The organism is Pantoea sp. X-Soil-TKNS-1279 (assembly GCF_059730565.1).
Genome location: NZ_AP035949.1, coordinates 261442 through 278804 on the forward strand (window position 1 = coordinate 261442; position 17363 = coordinate 278804).

Below are 17363 nucleotides of genomic sequence, written 5' to 3' on the forward strand. Positions count from 1 at the left end.
CAGAGCGAAGGTGATAGCAACAGACTAGCGTTTCAGACAGCAGACATTTATGCTCGTTGGTCTGCAAAACGGTGATTTGACTCTGCGCGAGGGCGAAAGCATGCAAAACCAGCCAGACGGCGACGACATGCCCTGGGTTGAACATCAACCAGGTATTGGTGTATTTCGCTCGCGTCAATTCACGTTGTCAGGTGGTATGCGGCTGGTGCAGTCCGACTATCAACCCCTCACCGCGCTGGCCGAAGTTTCGCGCCCTGGAAGTTCGTTCCCCCAGTTGGTGCTGACCTTTGGCTTGTGTGGCAGTTCGCGGTTTCGTGCCGATAGCGGCTGTGAAGTGCTGTTTAACGCCGGGCATCTTACCGTCACCAGCTTTCAGCACAGCAGCGGCGAACGTCTTTATCGCGCCGGTGAGCGGGTACAGCAGCTCCGTCTGGTGCTCAACGCCGACAGCGCGCAACGTTATCTGGGAGCCGAGACGGCAGAAATGTTGCTGCGCCAGCCGCAACTGAAGCGTCATCTGTTCAGCCCTTTTGGTGGCGCCACTGCCGCACAACTTAATAACGTGCCGACCGATCCACTGCTGCGTGAAATCCAGGCGTTAAATTTGCTGGCGCTGCATCGTCATCAGTTGCAACCGCAGGTTGTTCCGGAAAAAAAACGCCATCCTCAGGATCTTGAACGCGTTGAGCAGGCGCATAACTGGATGCTAACCCATCTGGCGGAACCTTTTACCCTGGCAACGCTGGCGTTGGCTGTCGGACTCAGTGATTACCAGCTCAAGAAAGGCTTCCAGCAGCATTTCGGCTGTACCCCCGGAGATAAATTACTGGCGTTACGCATGCAGAAGGCGCATCAGTTGCTGGAGGAAGGGTACCAGGTCGCCCAGGCGGCGTGGCAGGTGGGGTATCAGCATCCACGCAATTTCAGCGTGGCGTTTCAACGCTACTTTGGACGCCCGGCCAGTCAGGTTGCCGGGCGTGGTCAGTCAACGTGAACGACGTGCGGGCATCATACGCAGCAGGGTGTTGTCTTTGATCAGGTAATGATGCACCAGCGCGGCGGCAGCGTGTAAGCCCACCAGCCAGTAACCGTAAGGGGCGAGGGTTTCATGCCAGCCACTGAGGGTATCCGAGAAATCTGGATCGGGATCGCTGCTGACGGGCATCGGGATGCCAAACAACCACCAGGTACGGCCAAGATAGAAACGCGACAAAATGCCGAGAATCGGCAGCACGATAAAAAACAGATACAGCGCCAGATGCATCAGATGCGCCAGCCCGGTTTGCCAGTGCGGCGGTTTGGGTACGATGGCTGGACTGCGATGGCGAAAACGCAATAATACACGCGACAGCATCAGCACCAGCACGCAACTTCCCGCGCTGAAATGACCAATGATCATAGCAAACCCCTGCCAGGAACCACGCGTCGCTAACCCGCGAAATTCCATGGTGCAATACGCGGTGACGACCAGTAGAAATGTCAGCCAGTGGAGAAAAACCTGCGAGGGGGCGAATTTGTTCTGCATATCTATTCCGTTAAAAAGTCTGGCAAACAAATAAGATAACGGAAAAGTGTGAGTGTGAATTCATATTTTGACATAAGGTTTTACGTTTCCTGTTCACAGGCAGTGAGCAGCTGACTCAGCAACGCCGAAAGCTGTTGCTGTTGTGCCGGTTGCAGCGCGGCCAGTAACGCGCTTTGCGTGTGGGTATGCACCTGCAACGCCTGCTCAATTTTCTCCTGCCCGGCGGTGGTTAATGCCACCAGCGTGCTGCGTTTGTCTTGTGGATCGGCCACGCGGGTGATTAGCCCGACCTGTTCCAGTCGATTCAGTCGATGGGTCATTGCTCCCGAGGTGACCAGCAGCGACTTATACAGTTGGGTGGGCGATAAACAGAAGGGGTTTCCTGCACGGCGCAACGTCGCCAGCACATCAAATTCCCCCTCGTGAAAACCAAACGGGGCCAGCGCCTCGCCTCGCGTTTTCGCCAGATGTTTCATAATGCGCAGCATCCGGCCAAAAACGGCCATCGACGATGCATCCAGCTCCGGCATGGCGCTGGCCCATTGTTGTGTCACGAAATCGACGTGATCCGCCACTTTTCCCCTCACTTGTTGTGGTTACCGTGTTGTTTTGTGCGCATGGTCTACTCCGTCATCATGATTTATCTTAACGTTAAGATAAATCAGCAATGGAGAAGCACTGTGAAACGTACCTTACCTGCAATCGGCTTATTTACCTTTATGGTTTTTATCGTCGGTCTTAATCTCAGGCCGGTGATGGCCGCAATCGGGCCACTTTTTACCCGGATACAACAAGATATTCATCTCACGGCGACCCAGGTCAGCCTGCTCACCTGCTTACCGGTGATTATGATGGGCCTGGCGGCGTTGGCGGGACCCTTGCTGCTGCGGTGGCTGGGGGAGGTCAAAGGGATTGCCAGCGGATTAATCCTGCTGGTACTGGCCTGTCTGGCTCGCGGAGTCAGCCAGCAGGGGCTGATGTTAATCGCCAGTGCCTTGTTGGCCGGGATCGGTATTGGACTGATTCAGGCGCTGATGCCTGCACTGATTAAACGGCGCTTTACGCGCCATGCCGGTACGCTGATGGCGCTATTTACCACCGGGATTATGGCCGGTGCGGCGTTGGCGGCCGCCAGTGCTGCACCGCTGGCCGCACGCTCGGGCTTAGCGTTGACGCTGGCGTTGCCGGCATTGCCAGCGTTACTGGCTTTGCTGCTCTGGCGTCAAATGCTGCGTTCTCACGCGCCCGTTGAGGTACACCCCCGAGTCCAGGCGATCAATCCGCGACGTACCTGGCTGTTGCTGGTGTTCTTCGGTATCGGTACCGGTGCTTACACGCTGGTACTGGCATGGCTGCCCGCGTTTTATCAGCAACATGGCTGGAGTGCCCGACAAAGCGGTTTTCTGCTCGGCGCATTGACGCTGACGGAGGTGGTGGCTGGTTTTGTACTTTCCGCGCTGATCCATCGTTTTCCCGATCGTCGACGTCCCCTGTTACTGGTACTGCTGCTTATCCTCGCTGGCCTGATCAGCCTGATGATGTTGGGCGGCGAACAGGCCTGGCTGCCCACGTTACTGCTGGGGTTAGGAATTGGCGCGTTGTTTCCCCTGTCGCTGATCGTCACTCTCGATCATGCCCGGACAGCGGAGCAGGCGGGTGCGCTGCTGTCGATGGTGCAGGGCGGAGGTTATCTGCTGGCGGCATTGATGCCGTTGATCGCCGGCATGGTACGTGATCATGCTGCCTCCTTTGATAGCGCCTGGGCGTTGATGAGTGTCGGGATCGTGCTGTTGATGGGGATGGCACTGCGTCTGCGCCCTCAATTGATGACCTGATGAAACAATTGTATCGCTGTATATCATGATTTATAACGCATACCACTTGACCTATAACACAAGGAAAAATGCATGAACCTGTTTATGTTTTATGTTGGTGGTAATGCCGGGAAATCGAATATTGAAGTCCATGATATTCAATTTGTTGCGGCCGACCAGCCGCAGGATGCCTGGCCTGCGTTACGTGAAGCCTGGTTTGGTGACGCGGATAAAATTCATATTGATGGCTATGCACGTATTACCTGGGCGGATGGCTATCGCGTGTCGCTGTCGCCAGAACCGGCAACCGGTGGCGAGCACTTGTTCTTTGTGAATGCCGGTGCCTACCATCCTTCAACCCTGGCGGAACTGCATGCCTTTGACTTGTTTGTGGCGCAGGATGCCGCGCAAGCAAAAGCCAGCGCGCTGGAGCGGTTGCTGAAAGGGGCAGATCAGCAACACAAGGACAATCTGAAAGAGGTGGATGATTGCCTGCTGCTGGATAAGATAGGGAACTTATATGTGCACCTGACCCCGGATGCAAACGGCCAGCCGTTTCAGCCAGAGTGGCAGGGATATCAGCCGATAGGTGTTGAGTAATCGTTATTTGTCCGTTGCGGCGCGATTGAGTGCCGCAATGTATGGAACATAAAGGTGATGTGTATGTCTCCCAAAATTGGTGTGGGTGTTCTGATTTTCCGTCACGGGAAATTGTTGCTGGGGCGGCGCAAAGGTAGCCACGGTGCGGGCGACTGGTCAGCGCCTGGCGGTCACCTGGAGTTTGGTGAAACGCCGGAGGCGTGCGCGCGGCGGGAAACGCTGGAAGAAACCGGGTTACAGCTGCACAGCCTGCAAAATGGCGCTTTTGTCAGCGATGTGTTCCCGGAAGTCCAAAAGCATTACATCACGCTGTTTATGGTGGCGCTGCATGCGGAGGGGGAGCCACAGTGTCTCGAACCTGAGAAATGCGAAGGCTGGCAGTGGTTTGCGCCGGAAGCCTTGCCGGAACCGCTGTTTGCTCCGCTCCGTACGTTGATTGCGCGCGATGGGCTGGCGGCGTTACAGCCGGAGCATCATCACTGAAACCCGGTCACCATCCACTTCGCGCTGTTCCACGTCCTGCCAGCCGAAGCGCTGGTAAAGCCCCTGTTGGTCCGGGGTATACAGCCACAGCGCGGAGATATTCCGCGCGCGGGCTTCCGTAATCATCCGGCTGATCAGCGCGCTGCCGATCCCTTTGCCGCGATGTTCAGGGGCGGTAATCACTTCACCCAACCAGAACTCACGCTCGACAACATCGGTTAACTCATGCTGGATCAGGCTGGCGGATGCCATCAAAGCGCCATCGGCTGCGGTTGCCACCAGTGTCAGGGTCTTGACCGAGGGCAGATTGCGTGCCTGCAAACGCGCCTCGATCTGCCCCGGATTGTTCCAGTTGGGATACGCCGCCCATTCGCGAAATAACAGTTGCGTTAGCGGCGTGATAAGGGCGGGCTGCTGTTGCAGCGAGCTGATTTGCATGGCGTTTCCTTAGATGTCTTCTCCCGGAGAGAGACAGTCTAACGATAAAGCTTCAGATTTCCCGTCAGCCGGGTAATTTTTTTCTTTGGTCCGATCAAGCCGATCGCCACCAGCTCGATATGATCGCTGTGCGCTGAAGCAATGCGTTCACCATATTCATCATAGGTTTTGCAGGACTGCGCCAGGGCGCTGAACGGCATGGTGAAAATCTCCGCATCATTGGCACAGTTTTGCTGCAATTCGCGCAAATAATTCCCCTGCGCCAGTAACACCGGCAAAGGCGCATATATCACCCCCGGATAGTACTTACCGTCCTGGCTGTGCATATCCGGCCCTACCAGATTATCAATCCATTTGCCAAAGCTGATGCCAATCACGCTGGCAGCATTCATCGCCAGCCCGGCGGGCAATTGCTGGTCAATCACCAGGGTACAACGGTGCACATTGGCGTCAAATTTCATACTTTTCTCCTGCGGTTGCTGTGGCAGATATTGTGCGCGACGCGCAGAGAAAAGTGCTTGCTGTTTAGCAGACGATTTCCTTAAGTTAAGGCAGAATTAACCCTGATACGATCTTTAAAAGAAAGGATATTCCCGCAATGAGTTTGACCAGGACAGATATCAAAATTCTTACGCAGTTGCAGCAGGATGCACGCATCACCAATCAGAACCTCGCCGATGCGATTGGCCTGTCGCCTTCGCCTTGCTGGCGCAAAGTCCGCAAGCTGGAAGAAGATGACGTGATTCAGGGGTATCGCGCGGTGCTGAACCGCAAGAAGATCGGCCTCAATATGATGGTGTTTGTGCGTGTCACTATCGACAGCCATAGCGAGGCAGAAGCGCGGAAGTTTGAGGCGGAAGTTGCTGCGCTGGAGAACGTGGTTGCCTGCTATAGCATTGGCGGCGATGCCGATTTCTTGTTGCAGGTAGTGGCGGCAGATATGGATCGCTATGCCGATTTTGCTATGTCGGTAATTCGCCGCTTGCCGGGCATTAAAGAGATGCAAAGCATGTTTGTGCTGAAAGAAATCAAAGCCCAATCCGTCTGGCCGATTCAGGCCACAGACCACAGTTAGCTTTTGTGTTACAACTTTTGCGCAAAGCACTCACAGAATGTCAAAGGTTGATGTATAGTCCGCTTCTTTTTTCGGAGGAACCATGCTGACCAACTCATCCACCCGCCTTAATAAATACATCAGCGAGAGCGGTATTTGCTCACGCCGTGATGCCGATCGTTATATCGAACAGGGCAATGTTTTTATCAACGGCAAACGCGCCAGCGTGGGTGCGCAGGTGTTTGCTGGTGATGAAGTTAAAGTGAATGGTCAGCTGATTGAACCGCGTGACGCAGAAGATTTGGTGCTGATTGCGTTGAACAAGCCGGTGGGCATCATTACCACGATGGAAGAGGGCGAGCGCGATAACATCAGCGACTTCGTCAACCATAGCAAACGCGTGTTTCCGATTGGCCGACTGGATAAAGACTCCCAGGGGCTGATTTTCCTGACTAATCATGGCGATCTGGTGAACAAAATCCTGCGTGCCGGGAATAATCACGAGAAAGAGTACGTCGTGACGGTGGATAAACCGATCACCGATGAGTTTATTAGTGGCATGGGGGCCGGTGTCCCCATGCTCGGCACCGTGACCAAGAAATGCAAGGTGAAGAAAGAGTCGACCTTTGTGTTTCGTATCACGCTGGTCCAGGGGCTTAATCGGCAGATTCGCCGCATGACCAAACATTTTGGTTATGAAGTCACTAAGCTGGAACGTACCCGCATCATGAACGTCAATCTGAAGGGAATACCTTTGGGGGAATGGCGTGATTTAACGGACGATGAGTTAATTGAACTGTTTAAGTTGATCGAGGATTCCTCTTCGGAAGACAAATCGACGCAAAAAGCGCAGGCGAAAAAGAGCAGTGCGAAAAAACCAACTGCCAGCGGGCCAAAGAACGGTGAAAAACCGGGCAGCAATCCTGGTGCGCGCAAACGCTTTACCCAACCCGGTCGTAAAAAGAAAGGTCGTTAATTGGGCTGGAAATACCCGGTGACGGGTATTTCTAATTATTACTGGCACATCCAGCATTGAAATACATTGACATGATTTAATAATGTCAATTTTTTAATGCTTCTTAAACGCCGCGCTATTACTAATCCTATTTTTCATCAAACAACTTTACTCGCGAAGAATTTATTTTATAACTATCTTACTGACATTTTTAATTCCACCGAACTCGTTTCGTGTTTAGGAGGATTGATGAATATTGTAGTCAGTAGCGACGGCTACCCAGAGAAAAGGAACATAATGGTTGATCCTGAAAACAATTATGTAAACCTAAAGAAGAAAAACATCTATCTCTATATCAATACCCTGCGACAGAAAGTTTTTAAAAAGAATAAGATATTCATCTTTCAGCCTTTCCCCGGCATGATTTCTGATAATGGGGATATTATTCATCTTTTTAATGAAGTGGCTCGTACATCCTCCCGATGGGTATCGACATTCGAGACTGAAATCCCGCGCGTATTACCGGTTGCAGGCATCGCGAAAACCCAAAACCCGGAACTCCATGCCTTAATGCGTTTGGCCGCTCGCAAGGAATGTGTTCGTCTGATCGCCATTTCTGAAGCTACTCACCGTATTCAACTCAAGCTGTTGGATGCTTTCCCTACGCTGAAAGACAGTATCGCCGCTAAGCTGTGCGTTATGCATCCTCCACAGCCCCTGTTGACCGACAAAGTGCGCAAAGCCACAGATACGCTGATCACCTTTAGTTTTATTGGAAATGAGTTTTATCGCAAAGGTGGGGCGGAAGTGGTGATGGCATTTACTGAGTTAGCCAATGAGGGGTTGATTGATCCACAAAAAATAAAGGTGAATCTTATTGGTGACCTCGGGCGACGACATAATATTGCACATCACCATTATCAGGATAATGATAGTTTCCATCATCAAATCGAGGATCTGATCAATAAGTGGTCCTTTTTCCATCATGCTTCTTCTTTACCCAATACATCCGTAATTGAATTGCTCAAACAGACCGATGTCGGGCTGCTGCCTACCTGGCAGGATACCTATGGTTTTTCTGTACTGGAAATGCAGGCCTGTGGCTGTCCGGTCATCACCACCAATGTCAGGGCGCTGCCGGAAATTAATCCTTCTTATGCCGGTTGGCTTATTGAGCACAAACTCAATGATATGTTTGAGTTTACGGTTGATTCTGACCAGACGAAGCAAAAAATCAGGAATACCATTATCAGCCAGCTGAAAGGGTATATTACCGATGTGGTGCATGATCCGGGCAGTATTAACCGCCGTTCCGAGCAGGCATTAACGAGGATCCGCCGGGAGCATGATCCTCGCTGTTTTCAGGAAAGGTTAAAGGATATCTATTTATCAGTGGGTTAGTCTGAGTTGTTACTTAATCCCTCCAGTCGCAAAACAATCTCTTTGGACAAGTTGAGCGCCGAACTGGCCAGATTTTGTTGCAGATGTGCTGGCGAAGAGGTGCCTGGAATTAACAAAATATTGGGTGAGCGTTGCAATAACCACGCCAGCGCAACTTGTAATGGTGTGGCATTCAGCTCATTTGCTACGGCGCTCAGCTGCTCCGACTGCAATGGGGAAAAACCGCCAAGTGGGAAGAAAGGAACATAGGGGATGCCCTGCTGAGCCAGTTGGTCAATCAGGGCATCGTCCTGTCGGTTAGCAAGATTGTAGAGATTCTGCACACAGGCGATAGGGGTGATGGCCTGGGCGTCTGCCACCTGTTTTGGTGTGACGTTGCTCAAACCGATGTGCCGGATCAGGCCGCGCTCTTTCAGTTTGACCAGCGTTGCCAATTGCGTCTCCAGTGAGCCTTCCGCCGGACCGTGGACATCAAACATGGCACGTAGATTCACCACATCGATCACCTCAAGCCCCAGATTGCGCAGGTTATCTTCCACCGCGGTCGTTAGCTCAGCGGGGGAAAACGCGGGTAGCCAGCCCCCTTGCTGGTCACGGCGCGCGCCAACTTTGGTGACAATCACCAGATCCTCTGGGTACGGATGCAGCGCTTTTTTAATCAGCTGATTGGTCACATGGGGGCCATAGAAATCACTGGTATCGATATGATTGACGCCAGCGGCGATGGCATCGCGCAGCACCTGTACAGCGCGTGCTTCATCTTTTGGCGGGCCAAATACCCCCGGCCCGGCAAGCTGCATGGCACCATAACCCAGACGGTTAACGCGACGATGGCCTAGGGAATACGTCATTTCAGGATCAGTCATGGGAACCTCCTTTATAAGCTGTTCATTGATTGTAATGGCGTATCGGCTGTGCAACTATCCGGTGAAATCAGGACACAGTGTACGGAGTGACGCACAATGTCGTTAGATATCGCTTTGCTGCATGCGGTGGTGGCGGTGGCAAAAGCAGGCGGTTTTCGCGAAGCGGCACGCATGATTGGCAGCAATCCTTCGCGCCTTAGTGATGCCGTACGCCGCGCTGAACAACAACTGGGGGTGCGGCTGTTCAACCGCACCACGCGCACCGTGGCGCTGACCGAAGCGGGCAGGGCATTGATGATGCGCCTACTGCCAGCAATGAATGAAGTGGATGCTGCGCTTGATGCGCTTAATCGTTTTCGCGATACACCGGGTGGCACCCTGCGTCTGAACGTCCCCGTCAGTGCTGCGCGTCTGGTGCTGCCTGCGATCATCCCTGGCTTCCTGGCGCGCTATCCCGATATTCAGTTGGAGGTGGTGGCCGAAAGCAATGTTCAGGACATCTTTCGCGACGGTTGCGATGCGGGCATCCGCTATGACGATCATCTCGAGCAGGACATGGTAGCGCTCCCGATTGGCCCACGTATCCAGCGTTTTGCAGCAGCGGCGGCACCGGGATATCTGGCGCAATATGGCATACCGCAACATCCGCGCGAGCTGATGCAGCATCGTTGCCTGCTGGGGCGTTATGCCACCGGGGTGATGGCCGAATGGGAATTTGCCCGTGCGGATGAAACTGTGCGGCTTCAGCCGAAAGGGCCGTTAACCTGTAGCATCGGGGCGGCGATGGATTTAACGGTGGAAGCGGCGATTGCCGGTACCGGGATTGTTTATCTGTTTGAAGATTGGCTGCGACCGGCTCTGGTGAACGGGCTGCTCCAACCGATACTCACGGAGTGGTGGCTGAGTTTTTCCGGCTTGTGGCTCTACTACAATGACCGTCGTTTAATTCCGGCACCGCTCCAGGCCTTTATCGATTATGTCCGTGAATTGAACACAGCCAGATGAAATTGCTATTCCTGAACTTTTACCCGGCGTGATATACCAGGCAGGTGCTATGTATTGAAATAACAGTTAAACAGGGATCATCGTTGGAGGTTTTTTCATGCAGTCTTCTTTTCCCCTCGTTTCGCGCGCCACTATCAGCCAGATTTCACCCTCGCTTATCCGCGAAATTGCCAATGAAGGGATGGATCGTCCCGATATGCTCGCCTTCTGGTTTGGCGAGTCGGACAAACCGACACCACAATATATCACCGACGCCGCAATCACCTCGCTACAGCAGGGGGAAACGCGGTATATCCAGAACCTTGGGCGGCCTTATTTACGCCAGGCGTTGTCGGATTACCTCAGCCAGTTACATGGACGCCCCATCGGTAGCGAACAACTGGCGATCACCAGCGCGGGTATCAACGGGCTGATGCTGGTGGCGCAAACGGTGCTGTCACCGGGAGATAAGGTGGTGGCGATCACCCCGGTGTGGCCAAATGTGGTGGAGATCCCGCAGATCCTCGGCGCAACCGTGGATCGTGTCGCGCTGACGGTGAAGGAGGGGGCGTGGGCGCTGGATATGGATCAATTGCTGAGTGCGTTGCGTCCTGATGTACGGATGTTGATCATCAACTCGCCGGGTAACCCGACGGGCTGGACGATCACCGACGAAGAAGTACAAACCATCCTCTCGCACTGCCGCAAACATGGCATCTGGATCCTCAGTGATGATGCTTATCAACGGCTGATCTATGCCAGCGATCGTCACTATGCACCGTCGTTCCTTGATTACGCCACACCGGACGATCGCCTGATTTCGGTGAATACCTTCTCCAAAGCCTGGCTGATGACCGGATTTCGTGTGGGCTGGGTGGTCGCGCCACCATTGATTATCGAAGCGTTGGGCAAGTTGATTGAGTTCAACACCAGTTGTCTGTTTGAACCCTGCCAGCGCGCGGCGCAGGCGGCGTTGTTGAGTGGTGAAAGCGGCATTATCAGTTTGCGTGCCGAGCTGGCGCACAGCTATCAATTTTTGGCCAATGGACTGCGAGAATTGCCGGGCGTGACGGTGCCAGAAAGCGGCGGGGGGATGTATGCGTTCTTCCGAATTGAGGGCTTCGCGGATACCACCCTGCTGACCAAACGACTGGTACGGGAAAGCTCACTCGGCCTGGCACCTGGTGCGGCATTTGGTCCGGAAGGCAATGGTTGGGTTCGCTGGTGCCATGCGGTGTCCTCCACCGATAAGTTGCAGCAGGGCCTGGCGCGTCTGGGTGAGTTTTTAGCGCGGAATCGTTAATGGCTTCCATTCGTAGCGGCGCGATTTATACGGCGGTAAAAAGGCGCGATAAATCGTATAGATAAAAAAAGCCGATAACCGTTGCCAGTTATCGGCTTTTTCGCTTTACGCAAACATTATGCGCTCAGCAATTGATCCGCGGTCTTTTCCACCAGCGCCAGCAGGATTTTAACATCCTCCAGCGTCACGGTTGGGTTCAGCAACGTCAGCTTCAGGCAGGTGATGCCATCAGCCTCAGTCACACCCACGTTAGCGCGACCTGACTCCAGCAGTGCATCGCCGATGCGCTGGTTAAACAACGCTACGGCCGCATCGCCGCTGGATGCCAGCTGCTCAGGGCGGAAACGGAACAGAACGCTTGCCAGCTGCGGCTGCATGACCAGCTCAAAACGCGGCAGGTCGCTTACGTATTGCGCAACTTCCTGCGCCAGGGTCACACCGTGATCGATAATCGCGGCATATTGTTTCTGACCCAAAGCTTCCAGACCCATCCACAGCTTCAGCGCATCGAAACGACGGGTGGTTTGCAGTGATTTAGAAACCAGGTTTGGCACGCCCTGTTCTTCATCGAACTCAGAGTTCAGGTAAGCCGCCTGATAACGCATCAATTCATAATGACGCTCATCTTTCAGCAGGAACGCACCACAACTGATGGTCTGGAAGAACTGCTTGTGGAAGTCCAGGGTGACAGAATCCACCAGCTCAAGGCCATCCAGGTAATCGCGATACTTCTCAGACAGCAGCAGTGCGCCGCCCCATGCCGCATCGACGTGAACCCAGATGTTGTGCTCAGCAGCAATGCCGGCGATTTCACGCAGCGGATCAATGGCTCCCGCATCAGTGGTGCCAGCGGTGGCAACAATCGCCAGAATCTGCTCGCCGTTAGCTTCGGCCTGTGCCAGTTTGGCTTTCAGGTCGTTAACATCCATGCGGGCGAAACGGTCTGACTTCACCTGCACCACAGATTGATAACCGTGGCCCAGCAGCGCCATGTTCTTCTGCACTGAGAAGTGGGCGTTTTCCGAGCACAGCACTTTAATCTTACGCAGATCGCCAGTGATGCCATCCTGCTGAACGGAATGACCCTGACGCGCATAGAATGCATCACGCGCCAGCATCAGACCCATCAGGTTGCTTTGGGTACCGCCACTGGTGAACACGCCAGCGTCACCGGCCGGATAACCCACCTGCGTACGCAACCATTCAATCAGTTTGATCTCAATGATGGTGGCAGACGGACTTTGGTCCCAGGAATCCATGCTCTGGTTAGTGGCGTTGATCAGCACTTCCGCGGCCTGGCTTACCACCAGGCTCGGACAATGCAGATGCGCCACGCACTGCGGATGATGCACCGACAGGCTGTCTTTCAGAAAGTATTCAATCGCGCGCTCAATCGCGGCCTGGTTACCCAGGCCATTCGGATTGAAGTCGAGCGTAATACGCTCACGCAGTTCAGCAACGGTTTTGCCCTGGTACATTTCAGGCTGCTTGAGCCACTGCACCACGGCGGCGCTGCTCTGCGCAATCGCCTGCTGGTACGCTTCAATGCTTTGTGCAGAAGCGGCCAGAATCGGGTTTACTTCAGTCATCTAACTCTTCCGAATCAAACTGGTTTGATGCCAGCGCCAAGCAGCGCCTGCTCAAATTTATCAAGGAAAATCTTCAGTTCGTCGTTGCTGATCAGCAGCGACGGCAGCAGACGCAGTACCGCGCCATGACGGCCGCCACGCTCCAGAATCAGGCCCGCTTCGAAGCATTTCTTCTGCAACAGGGCAGAGAGTTCGCCATCAGCCGGGTAAGCACCCATATGATCAGCCGCTTCGTTCGGTTTCACGATCTCGATACCGATCATCATGCCCAGACCACGAATGTGGCCGATTACCGGGTAGCGCTTCTGCATTTCTGCCAGCTGCGCTTTCAGCCATTCGCCCTGTTCTGCCACTTTGCCCGCGATATCCTGTTCTTTCAGGATTTTCAGCGTAGTCAGGCCGGTAGCCATTGCCAGCTGGTTGCCACGGAAGGTGCCGGTGTGATGGCCCGGTGACCAGGCATCGAACTGCTTTTTGATACCCAGAACCGCCAACGGCAGACCGCCGCCTACGGCTTTTGACATCACGATGATGTCTGGCTCAATGCCTGCGTGTTCAAAGGCGAAGAATTTGCCGGTACGGGCAAAGCCAGCCTGCACTTCGTCGAGGATCAGCAGAATGCCGTGTTCCTGGGTTACTTTACGGATGCGCTGCAACCACTCGATCGGAGCCGGGTTCACGCCGCCTTCACCCTGAACGGCTTCGAGGATCACCGCAGCCGGTTTACGCACGCCACTTTCCACGTCGTTGATCAGGTTTTCGAAGTAGTAGGTCAGAGCTTTCACGCCCGCTTCACCACCGAGGCCCAGCGGGCAGCGGTACAGGTGCGGGTAAGGCATGAACTGAACTTCTGGCATCATACCGTCAACCGCTTCTTTCGGTGACAGGTTGCCGGTGACTGACAGCGCACCGTGGGTCATACCGTGATAACCGCCAGAGAAGCTGATAACGCCGCTACGGCCAGTGACTTTTTTCGCCAGCTTAAGGGCGGCTTCAACCGCATCGGCACCGGAAGGGCCGGTGAATTGCAGGCAATACTCTTTACCCTGACCCGGCAGCAGAGACAGCAGGGCTTCAGAGAACTGATCTTTTAACGGAGTCGTCAGATCAAGGGTATGTAACGGCAAGCCGCTGGTAATGACATTTTGGATGCTTTGCAGAACTTCCGGGTGGTTATGACCCAGTGCTAAAGTTCCTGCGCCAGCCAGGCAGTCAAGATATTGTTTATTCTCAACATCGGTAATCCACACGCCATGTGCTTTCGCAATTGCTAAAGGCAATTTACGTGGATAACTCCTGACATTCGATTCGAACTCAGCCTGACGGGCTAAGAACGCGTCGTTGTTTCCGTGGAATGAGTTGGCACCAAAATTATCAATACGGACTTTATCCGTCATCATATCTCTCCTCAACCGGGGGCAGGAAATGCGCGCCGATTGGTTAATTGAACAAAAAACTACCACCTGTGAAAAAAGCGCCGCCAATATAGAGCCTTTTACCCTGGGGGGCAATGATTAATTTTGTTTAGAATTGTTTATTACTTCTATATACGAATCAGGGCTTTGCTGAAGAATTGTCCGATTATTTTAATGTGGTTGTATGACGTGCGTATTAAATAATCGAGTGAATAAAAAGACTTATGCCTGCGAGCGATAACCACGGGCCAAAAGCGATGGCCTGATTCAGGCGTTGCTGCCACAAAATTCTGGAAATTAAGGCAAATAAAATGCCGCTACTACAGGCAATAATGAGCACAATCGGTAAAGCCTCCCAGCCTGTCCAGGCCGCGATCGCCGCCAGCAATTTCGCATCTCCCATTCCCAGTGCGTGCTGGTGGCGCAGCCAGTGATAGCCATGTGCAAGCCCCGCCAGTGAGATATACCCAATCACCACGCCCAGCACCGCATCCGTCAGCGAACCGGGCATAAGCGCCAGACAGTGCAATAATAAGCCGACCCACAATAACGGCAGCGTGACGGCATCAGGTAATAGATAATACCGGATATCGATGAGCGACAATGCCAACAAGGAGCCACAGAAAAATAATGTCGCCAACAACAAAGGGATATCCGGTAAAAATTTGCTCAGAACCAGACTGATGACAGCCATAAGCAATTCAATCAATGGGTAAATTATGCTTATCGGTTGGTGGCAATTGCGGCATTTACCCCGCAGCAACATCCAGCTTAAGAGAGGAATATTGTCGCGCCAGCAGAGCGAATTAAGGCAATTCGGGCAGTGTGATGGGGGAAACAACAAGCTCAGTTGTTGATCCGGTTGCATTAATCGTAGCGGCAAACGATAGACCACGACATTAATAAAGCTGCCGATGCTCAGGCCCAGCATCAACCAATAACACCATTCCATGTGTTTATCCTCGCAGTATTCTCCGGATACTTTATGCCGGCAGAGATAAACAAGGCGAGGGTAAATGAGCTATTACAACAAGTTGCACAAAGTTTTCAGCGCTGCATTCATAAATTTGCGGGGGTAGGGCAGTTATCTGATTTTATTGCGATTAGTCGTGCGCTATTTAATTACTGCTGACGCTTAAACATCTGGATCGCTTCCTGCACGTTGCTGGTTTCAAACTGCATCACGTACGCGTTATTGAGGAAAACATCATAATGCCCGGCGTTATAGCGGAAGACATAGAGCGCCCCACGAAAGCGTAACCCTTTGGTTTTAATGCCAATATGATGACGGCGCAGTGCGGCCTGCGAGAGACGGTCAATTTCAGTTTTCACAGTTCACCTCGATGCCTGAAATTAAGTAAAAAACCAGGTAAATCAGCATAATGCCGTTACCTTAGTTTTCCCTTAAGAAGAGTATAGTTAATCCTTTAATGTCAGGATTTGCAGGGAATTAAAGATTGTGAATCCCGCATCAAAGAGGCATATCCCCGTCAACCAGAATACCTGCCGTGATGTTCTACCAATCCTCAACACCAGACAGAAACAGTCTCACTTCTTCGTGTCATTTAATGTTCCGTTAAGTTTTCCGCCGTATTTTGTTTTTTAGCGAAACAACCCAGTGTGTCTAATGCTTTCAAAATGTGAGAAAAATTTGATTAGTTCATCATGCTGTACTAAGTGTTTGTTCAGATAATAATAAGATTGATAGCCCGTGAAAAGCGTCGTTTACACTAGATAATTCTGGCAATTAACCAGTCAATTTTAAGCAAAAGGCCTTAAACATTAAGGAATCTAATTTATGTCCTTTCTTCCGTTCTCGCGCCCGTCACTGGGCGAAGACGAGTTAGCAGCAGTCAAAGCGGTTTTTGAATCGGGCTGGATCACCACCGGGCCACAAAACGCCGCACTGGAACAAGCCTTTTGCCAGTTAACCGGCAATCAGCACGCGGTTGCCGTCTGTTCTGCCACCGCCGGCATGCATGTGACGCTGATGGCGCTGGGAATTAAGCCGGGCGATGAGGTGATTACGCCGTCGCAGACCTGGGTTTCCACCCTCAACATCATCACTTTGATGGGCGCAACGCCGGTGATGATTGATATCGACCGCGATACCTTGATGGTGACGCCGGCGTTGGTGGAAGCCGCGATTACGCCGCGCACCCGCGCCATTATTCCGGTGCATTATGCGGGTGCGCCCGCCGATATTGATGCGATTCGTGCCGTGGGGGAAAAGCATGGTATCGCGATCATTGATGATGCAGCCCACGCGCTGGGTACACACTACAAAGGTCATCAGGTCGGGCAACGCGGCACGGCGATCTTTTCCCTGCACGCCATTAAAAATATCACCTGTGCTGAGGGTGGCGTGGTGGTGACTGATGATGCCGCGCTGGCCGATCGCATTCGCAGCTTCAAGTTTCATGGCTTAGGTGTGGATGCTTACGACCGCCACACTCACGGTCGCCGCCCGCAGGCGGAGGTCATTACCCCGGGGTTCAAATACAATCTGCCGGATATCAGTGCCGCGATTGCGTTGGTGCAATTGCAAAAACTGGATGCCATCAACGCACGCCGCCGTGCGATTGCTCAGCGTTACCTGACCGAACTGGCAGATACACCTTTCCTGCCACTGTCGCTGCCCACCTGGGCGCACCAGCATGCCTGGCATTTGTTCATCATTCGTGTGGATGAAGCCCGGTGCGGCATCAGCCGTGATGGATTGATGGAAGCGTTAAAAGCACAAGACATTGGTACTGGCCTGCATTTCCGCGCGGCGCATACCCACAAATATTATCGCGAGCAATACCCGAAACTTTCTTTACCTCATACCGAATGGAACAGCGACCGTATCTGCTCGATTCCGCTGTTCCCTGATATGACCGATGACGACGTTACCCGTGTCGTCAAAGCGCTGCACGCGCTGGCCGGAGGCTGAA

Annotated in this window: 19 protein-coding genes; 10 read left to right on the plus strand and 9 right to left on the minus strand. The window is 53.1% G+C overall.

Annotation, left to right across the window (positions count from 1 at the left end; translation table 11 throughout):
- The first annotated feature begins 49 nt into the window (after positions 1-49).
- Positions 50-994, plus strand: coding sequence for a helix-turn-helix domain-containing protein (locus AC6I8N_RS21410; RefSeq protein WP_497831099.1), 945 nt, complete (start codon positions 50-52; stop codon positions 992-994).
- On the opposite strand, the gene cybB is transcribed toward AC6I8N_RS21410, so the two are convergent.
- Both cybB and AC6I8N_RS21420 read right to left on the minus strand, forming a co-directional pair.
- Positions 986-1525 carry a cytochrome b561 gene (gene cybB, locus AC6I8N_RS21415; protein ID WP_208726464.1) on the minus strand — a complete coding sequence of 180 codons (540 nt, stop codon included), beginning with the start codon at positions 1523-1525 and terminating at the stop codon, positions 986-988. The two genes, AC6I8N_RS21410 and cybB, sit on opposite strands and share 9 nt — an antisense overlap.
- Before the next feature lie 80 nt (positions 1526-1605).
- On the minus strand, positions 1606-2100 hold the full coding sequence (locus tag AC6I8N_RS21420; protein WP_497831100.1) for a MarR family transcriptional regulator: 495 nt from the start codon (positions 2098-2100) through the stop codon (positions 1606-1608).
- Positions 2101-2205: 105 nt separating this feature from the next.
- Between AC6I8N_RS21420 and AC6I8N_RS21425 the strand changes: the two genes are divergently transcribed.
- The 3 genes from AC6I8N_RS21425 to AC6I8N_RS21435 all read left to right on the plus strand — a co-directional run bounded on the left by AC6I8N_RS21425 (position 2206) and on the right by AC6I8N_RS21435 (position 4422).
- Positions 2206-3360, plus strand: a complete 1155-nt coding sequence (locus AC6I8N_RS21425; RefSeq protein ID WP_497831101.1) for an MFS transporter — start codon at positions 2206-2208, stop codon at positions 3358-3360.
- Positions 3361-3432: 72 nt separating this feature from the next.
- Positions 3433-3939: a DUF1543 domain-containing protein gene (locus tag AC6I8N_RS21430; RefSeq protein WP_208726470.1), complete on the plus strand. Its 507-nt coding sequence runs from the start codon at positions 3433-3435 to the stop codon at positions 3937-3939.
- 63 nt (positions 3940-4002) lie between these two features.
- Entirely contained in the window at positions 4003-4422 is a 420-nt protein-coding gene (locus tag AC6I8N_RS21435; RefSeq protein ID WP_208726472.1) for a nucleotide triphosphate diphosphatase NUDT15, read from the plus strand.
- Here AC6I8N_RS21435 and AC6I8N_RS21440 read toward each other — a convergent pair.
- On the minus strand, positions 4399-4860 hold the full coding sequence (locus tag AC6I8N_RS21440) for a GNAT family N-acetyltransferase (RefSeq protein ID WP_497831102.1): 462 nt from the start codon (positions 4858-4860) through the stop codon (positions 4399-4401). The two genes, AC6I8N_RS21435 and AC6I8N_RS21440, sit on opposite strands and share 24 nt — an antisense overlap.
- Positions 4861-4898: 38 nt before the next feature.
- Positions 4899-5321: a DUF2000 domain-containing protein gene (locus AC6I8N_RS21445; protein ID WP_497831103.1), complete on the minus strand. Its 423-nt coding sequence runs from the start codon at positions 5319-5321 to the stop codon at positions 4899-4901.
- 137 nt (positions 5322-5458) lie between these two features.
- Between AC6I8N_RS21445 and AC6I8N_RS21450 the strand changes: the two genes are divergently transcribed.
- The 3 genes from AC6I8N_RS21450 to AC6I8N_RS21460 all read left to right on the plus strand — a co-directional run bounded on the left by AC6I8N_RS21450 (position 5459) and on the right by AC6I8N_RS21460 (position 8270).
- Positions 5459-5935 (plus strand): Lrp/AsnC family transcriptional regulator, encoded by a 477-nt coding sequence (locus tag AC6I8N_RS21450; protein WP_208726479.1) that lies wholly within the window; start codon positions 5459-5461, stop codon positions 5933-5935.
- A gap of 82 nt (positions 5936-6017) precedes the next feature.
- Positions 6018-6890: a 23S rRNA pseudouridine(2604) synthase RluF gene (rluF, locus tag AC6I8N_RS21455; protein WP_497831104.1), complete on the plus strand. Its 873-nt coding sequence runs from the start codon at positions 6018-6020 to the stop codon at positions 6888-6890.
- A 228-nt stretch (positions 6891-7118) separates the two neighbouring features.
- Positions 7119-8270, plus strand: a complete 1152-nt coding sequence (locus AC6I8N_RS21460) for a glycosyltransferase (protein ID WP_208726483.1) — start codon at positions 7119-7121, stop codon at positions 8268-8270.
- Here AC6I8N_RS21460 and AC6I8N_RS21465 read toward each other — a convergent pair.
- The gene (locus AC6I8N_RS21465) at positions 8267-9136 is read right to left on the minus strand and encodes an aldo/keto reductase family oxidoreductase (RefSeq protein WP_497831105.1); all 870 of its coding nucleotides are present in this window, start codon (positions 9134-9136) and stop codon (positions 8267-8269) included. The two genes, AC6I8N_RS21460 and AC6I8N_RS21465, sit on opposite strands and share 4 nt — an antisense overlap.
- A 96-nt stretch (positions 9137-9232) precedes the next feature.
- Here AC6I8N_RS21465 and AC6I8N_RS21470 point away from each other — a divergent pair, with 96 nt between their 5' ends.
- The gene (locus AC6I8N_RS21470) at positions 9233-10141 is read left to right on the plus strand and encodes a LysR family transcriptional regulator (RefSeq protein WP_497831106.1); all 909 of its coding nucleotides are present in this window, start codon (positions 9233-9235) and stop codon (positions 10139-10141) included.
- A 97-nt stretch (positions 10142-10238) separates the two neighbouring features.
- The gene (locus AC6I8N_RS21475; protein WP_497831107.1) at positions 10239-11423 is read left to right on the plus strand and encodes a pyridoxal phosphate-dependent aminotransferase; all 1185 of its coding nucleotides are present in this window, start codon (positions 10239-10241) and stop codon (positions 11421-11423) included.
- Between the two features lie 116 nt (positions 11424-11539).
- Here the strand turns inward: AC6I8N_RS21475 and AC6I8N_RS21480 are convergent, their stop codons facing one another.
- The 4 genes from AC6I8N_RS21480 to AC6I8N_RS21495 form a co-directional block, all read right to left on the minus strand.
- Positions 11540-13012, minus strand: coding sequence for a pyridoxal phosphate-dependent decarboxylase family protein (locus AC6I8N_RS21480; protein ID WP_497831108.1), 1473 nt, complete (start codon positions 13010-13012; stop codon positions 11540-11542).
- A gap of 14 nt (positions 13013-13026) precedes the next feature.
- Positions 13027-14412: a diaminobutyrate--2-oxoglutarate transaminase gene (locus AC6I8N_RS21485; protein WP_208726492.1), complete on the minus strand. Its 1386-nt coding sequence runs from the start codon at positions 14410-14412 to the stop codon at positions 13027-13029.
- A gap of 211 nt (positions 14413-14623) precedes the next feature.
- Positions 14624-15358, minus strand: coding sequence for a prepilin peptidase (locus tag AC6I8N_RS21490; protein ID WP_497831164.1), 735 nt, complete (start codon positions 15356-15358; stop codon positions 14624-14626).
- Positions 15359-15549: 191 nt separating this feature from the next.
- A complete protein-coding gene (locus AC6I8N_RS21495; protein WP_497831109.1) occupies positions 15550-15759 on the minus strand; it encodes a hypothetical protein in 210 nt (69 codons plus the stop codon).
- A 466-nt stretch (positions 15760-16225) separates the two neighbouring features.
- Here AC6I8N_RS21495 and arnB point away from each other — a divergent pair, with 466 nt between their 5' ends.
- A complete protein-coding gene (arnB, locus tag AC6I8N_RS21500) occupies positions 16226-17362 on the plus strand; it encodes a UDP-4-amino-4-deoxy-L-arabinose aminotransferase (RefSeq protein ID WP_497831110.1) in 1137 nt (378 codons plus the stop codon).
- Position 17363: the final 1 nt, after the last annotated feature.

Bases quoted from the DNA above. Each gene is read 5' to 3' on its own strand.
- cybB (WP_208726464.1), bottom strand. From the start codon at position 1,525: ATGCAGAACAAATTCGCCCCCTCGCAGGTTTTTCTCCACTGGCTGACA.
- rluF (WP_497831104.1), top strand. From the start codon at position 6,018: ATGCTGACCAACTCATCCACCCGCCTTAATAAATACATCAGCGAGAGC.
- AC6I8N_RS21460 (WP_208726483.1), top strand. From the start codon at position 7,119: ATGAATATTGTAGTCAGTAGCGACGGCTACCCAGAGAAAAGGAACATA.
- AC6I8N_RS21465 (WP_497831105.1), bottom strand. From the start codon at position 9,136: ATGACTGATCCTGAAATGACGTATTCCCTAGGCCATCGTCGCGTTAAC.
- AC6I8N_RS21485 (WP_208726492.1), bottom strand. From the start codon at position 14,412: ATGATGACGGATAAAGTCCGTATTGATAATTTTGGTGCCAACTCATTC.
- AC6I8N_RS21450 (WP_208726479.1), top strand. From the start codon at position 5,459: ATGAGTTTGACCAGGACAGATATCAAAATTCTTACGCAGTTGCAGCAG.
- AC6I8N_RS21490 (WP_497831164.1), bottom strand. From the start codon at position 15,358: ATGCTGGGCCTGAGCATCGGCAGCTTTATTAATGTCGTGGTCTATCGT.
- AC6I8N_RS21475 (WP_497831107.1), top strand. From the start codon at position 10,239: ATGCAGTCTTCTTTTCCCCTCGTTTCGCGCGCCACTATCAGCCAGATT.
- AC6I8N_RS21480 (WP_497831108.1), bottom strand. From the start codon at position 13,012: ATGACTGAAGTAAACCCGATTCTGGCCGCTTCTGCACAAAGCATTGAA.
- arnB (WP_497831110.1), top strand. From the start codon at position 16,226: ATGTCCTTTCTTCCGTTCTCGCGCCCGTCACTGGGCGAAGACGAGTTA.
- AC6I8N_RS21470 (WP_497831106.1), top strand. From the start codon at position 9,233: ATGTCGTTAGATATCGCTTTGCTGCATGCGGTGGTGGCGGTGGCAAAA.
- AC6I8N_RS21440 (WP_497831102.1), bottom strand. From the start codon at position 4,860: ATGCAAATCAGCTCGCTGCAACAGCAGCCCGCCCTTATCACGCCGCTA.
- AC6I8N_RS21435 (WP_208726472.1), top strand. From the start codon at position 4,003: ATGTCTCCCAAAATTGGTGTGGGTGTTCTGATTTTCCGTCACGGGAAA.
- AC6I8N_RS21430 (WP_208726470.1), top strand. From the start codon at position 3,433: ATGAACCTGTTTATGTTTTATGTTGGTGGTAATGCCGGGAAATCGAAT.
- AC6I8N_RS21445 (WP_497831103.1), bottom strand. From the start codon at position 5,321: ATGAAATTTGACGCCAATGTGCACCGTTGTACCCTGGTGATTGACCAG.
- AC6I8N_RS21410 (WP_497831099.1), top strand. From the start codon at position 50: ATGCTCGTTGGTCTGCAAAACGGTGATTTGACTCTGCGCGAGGGCGAA.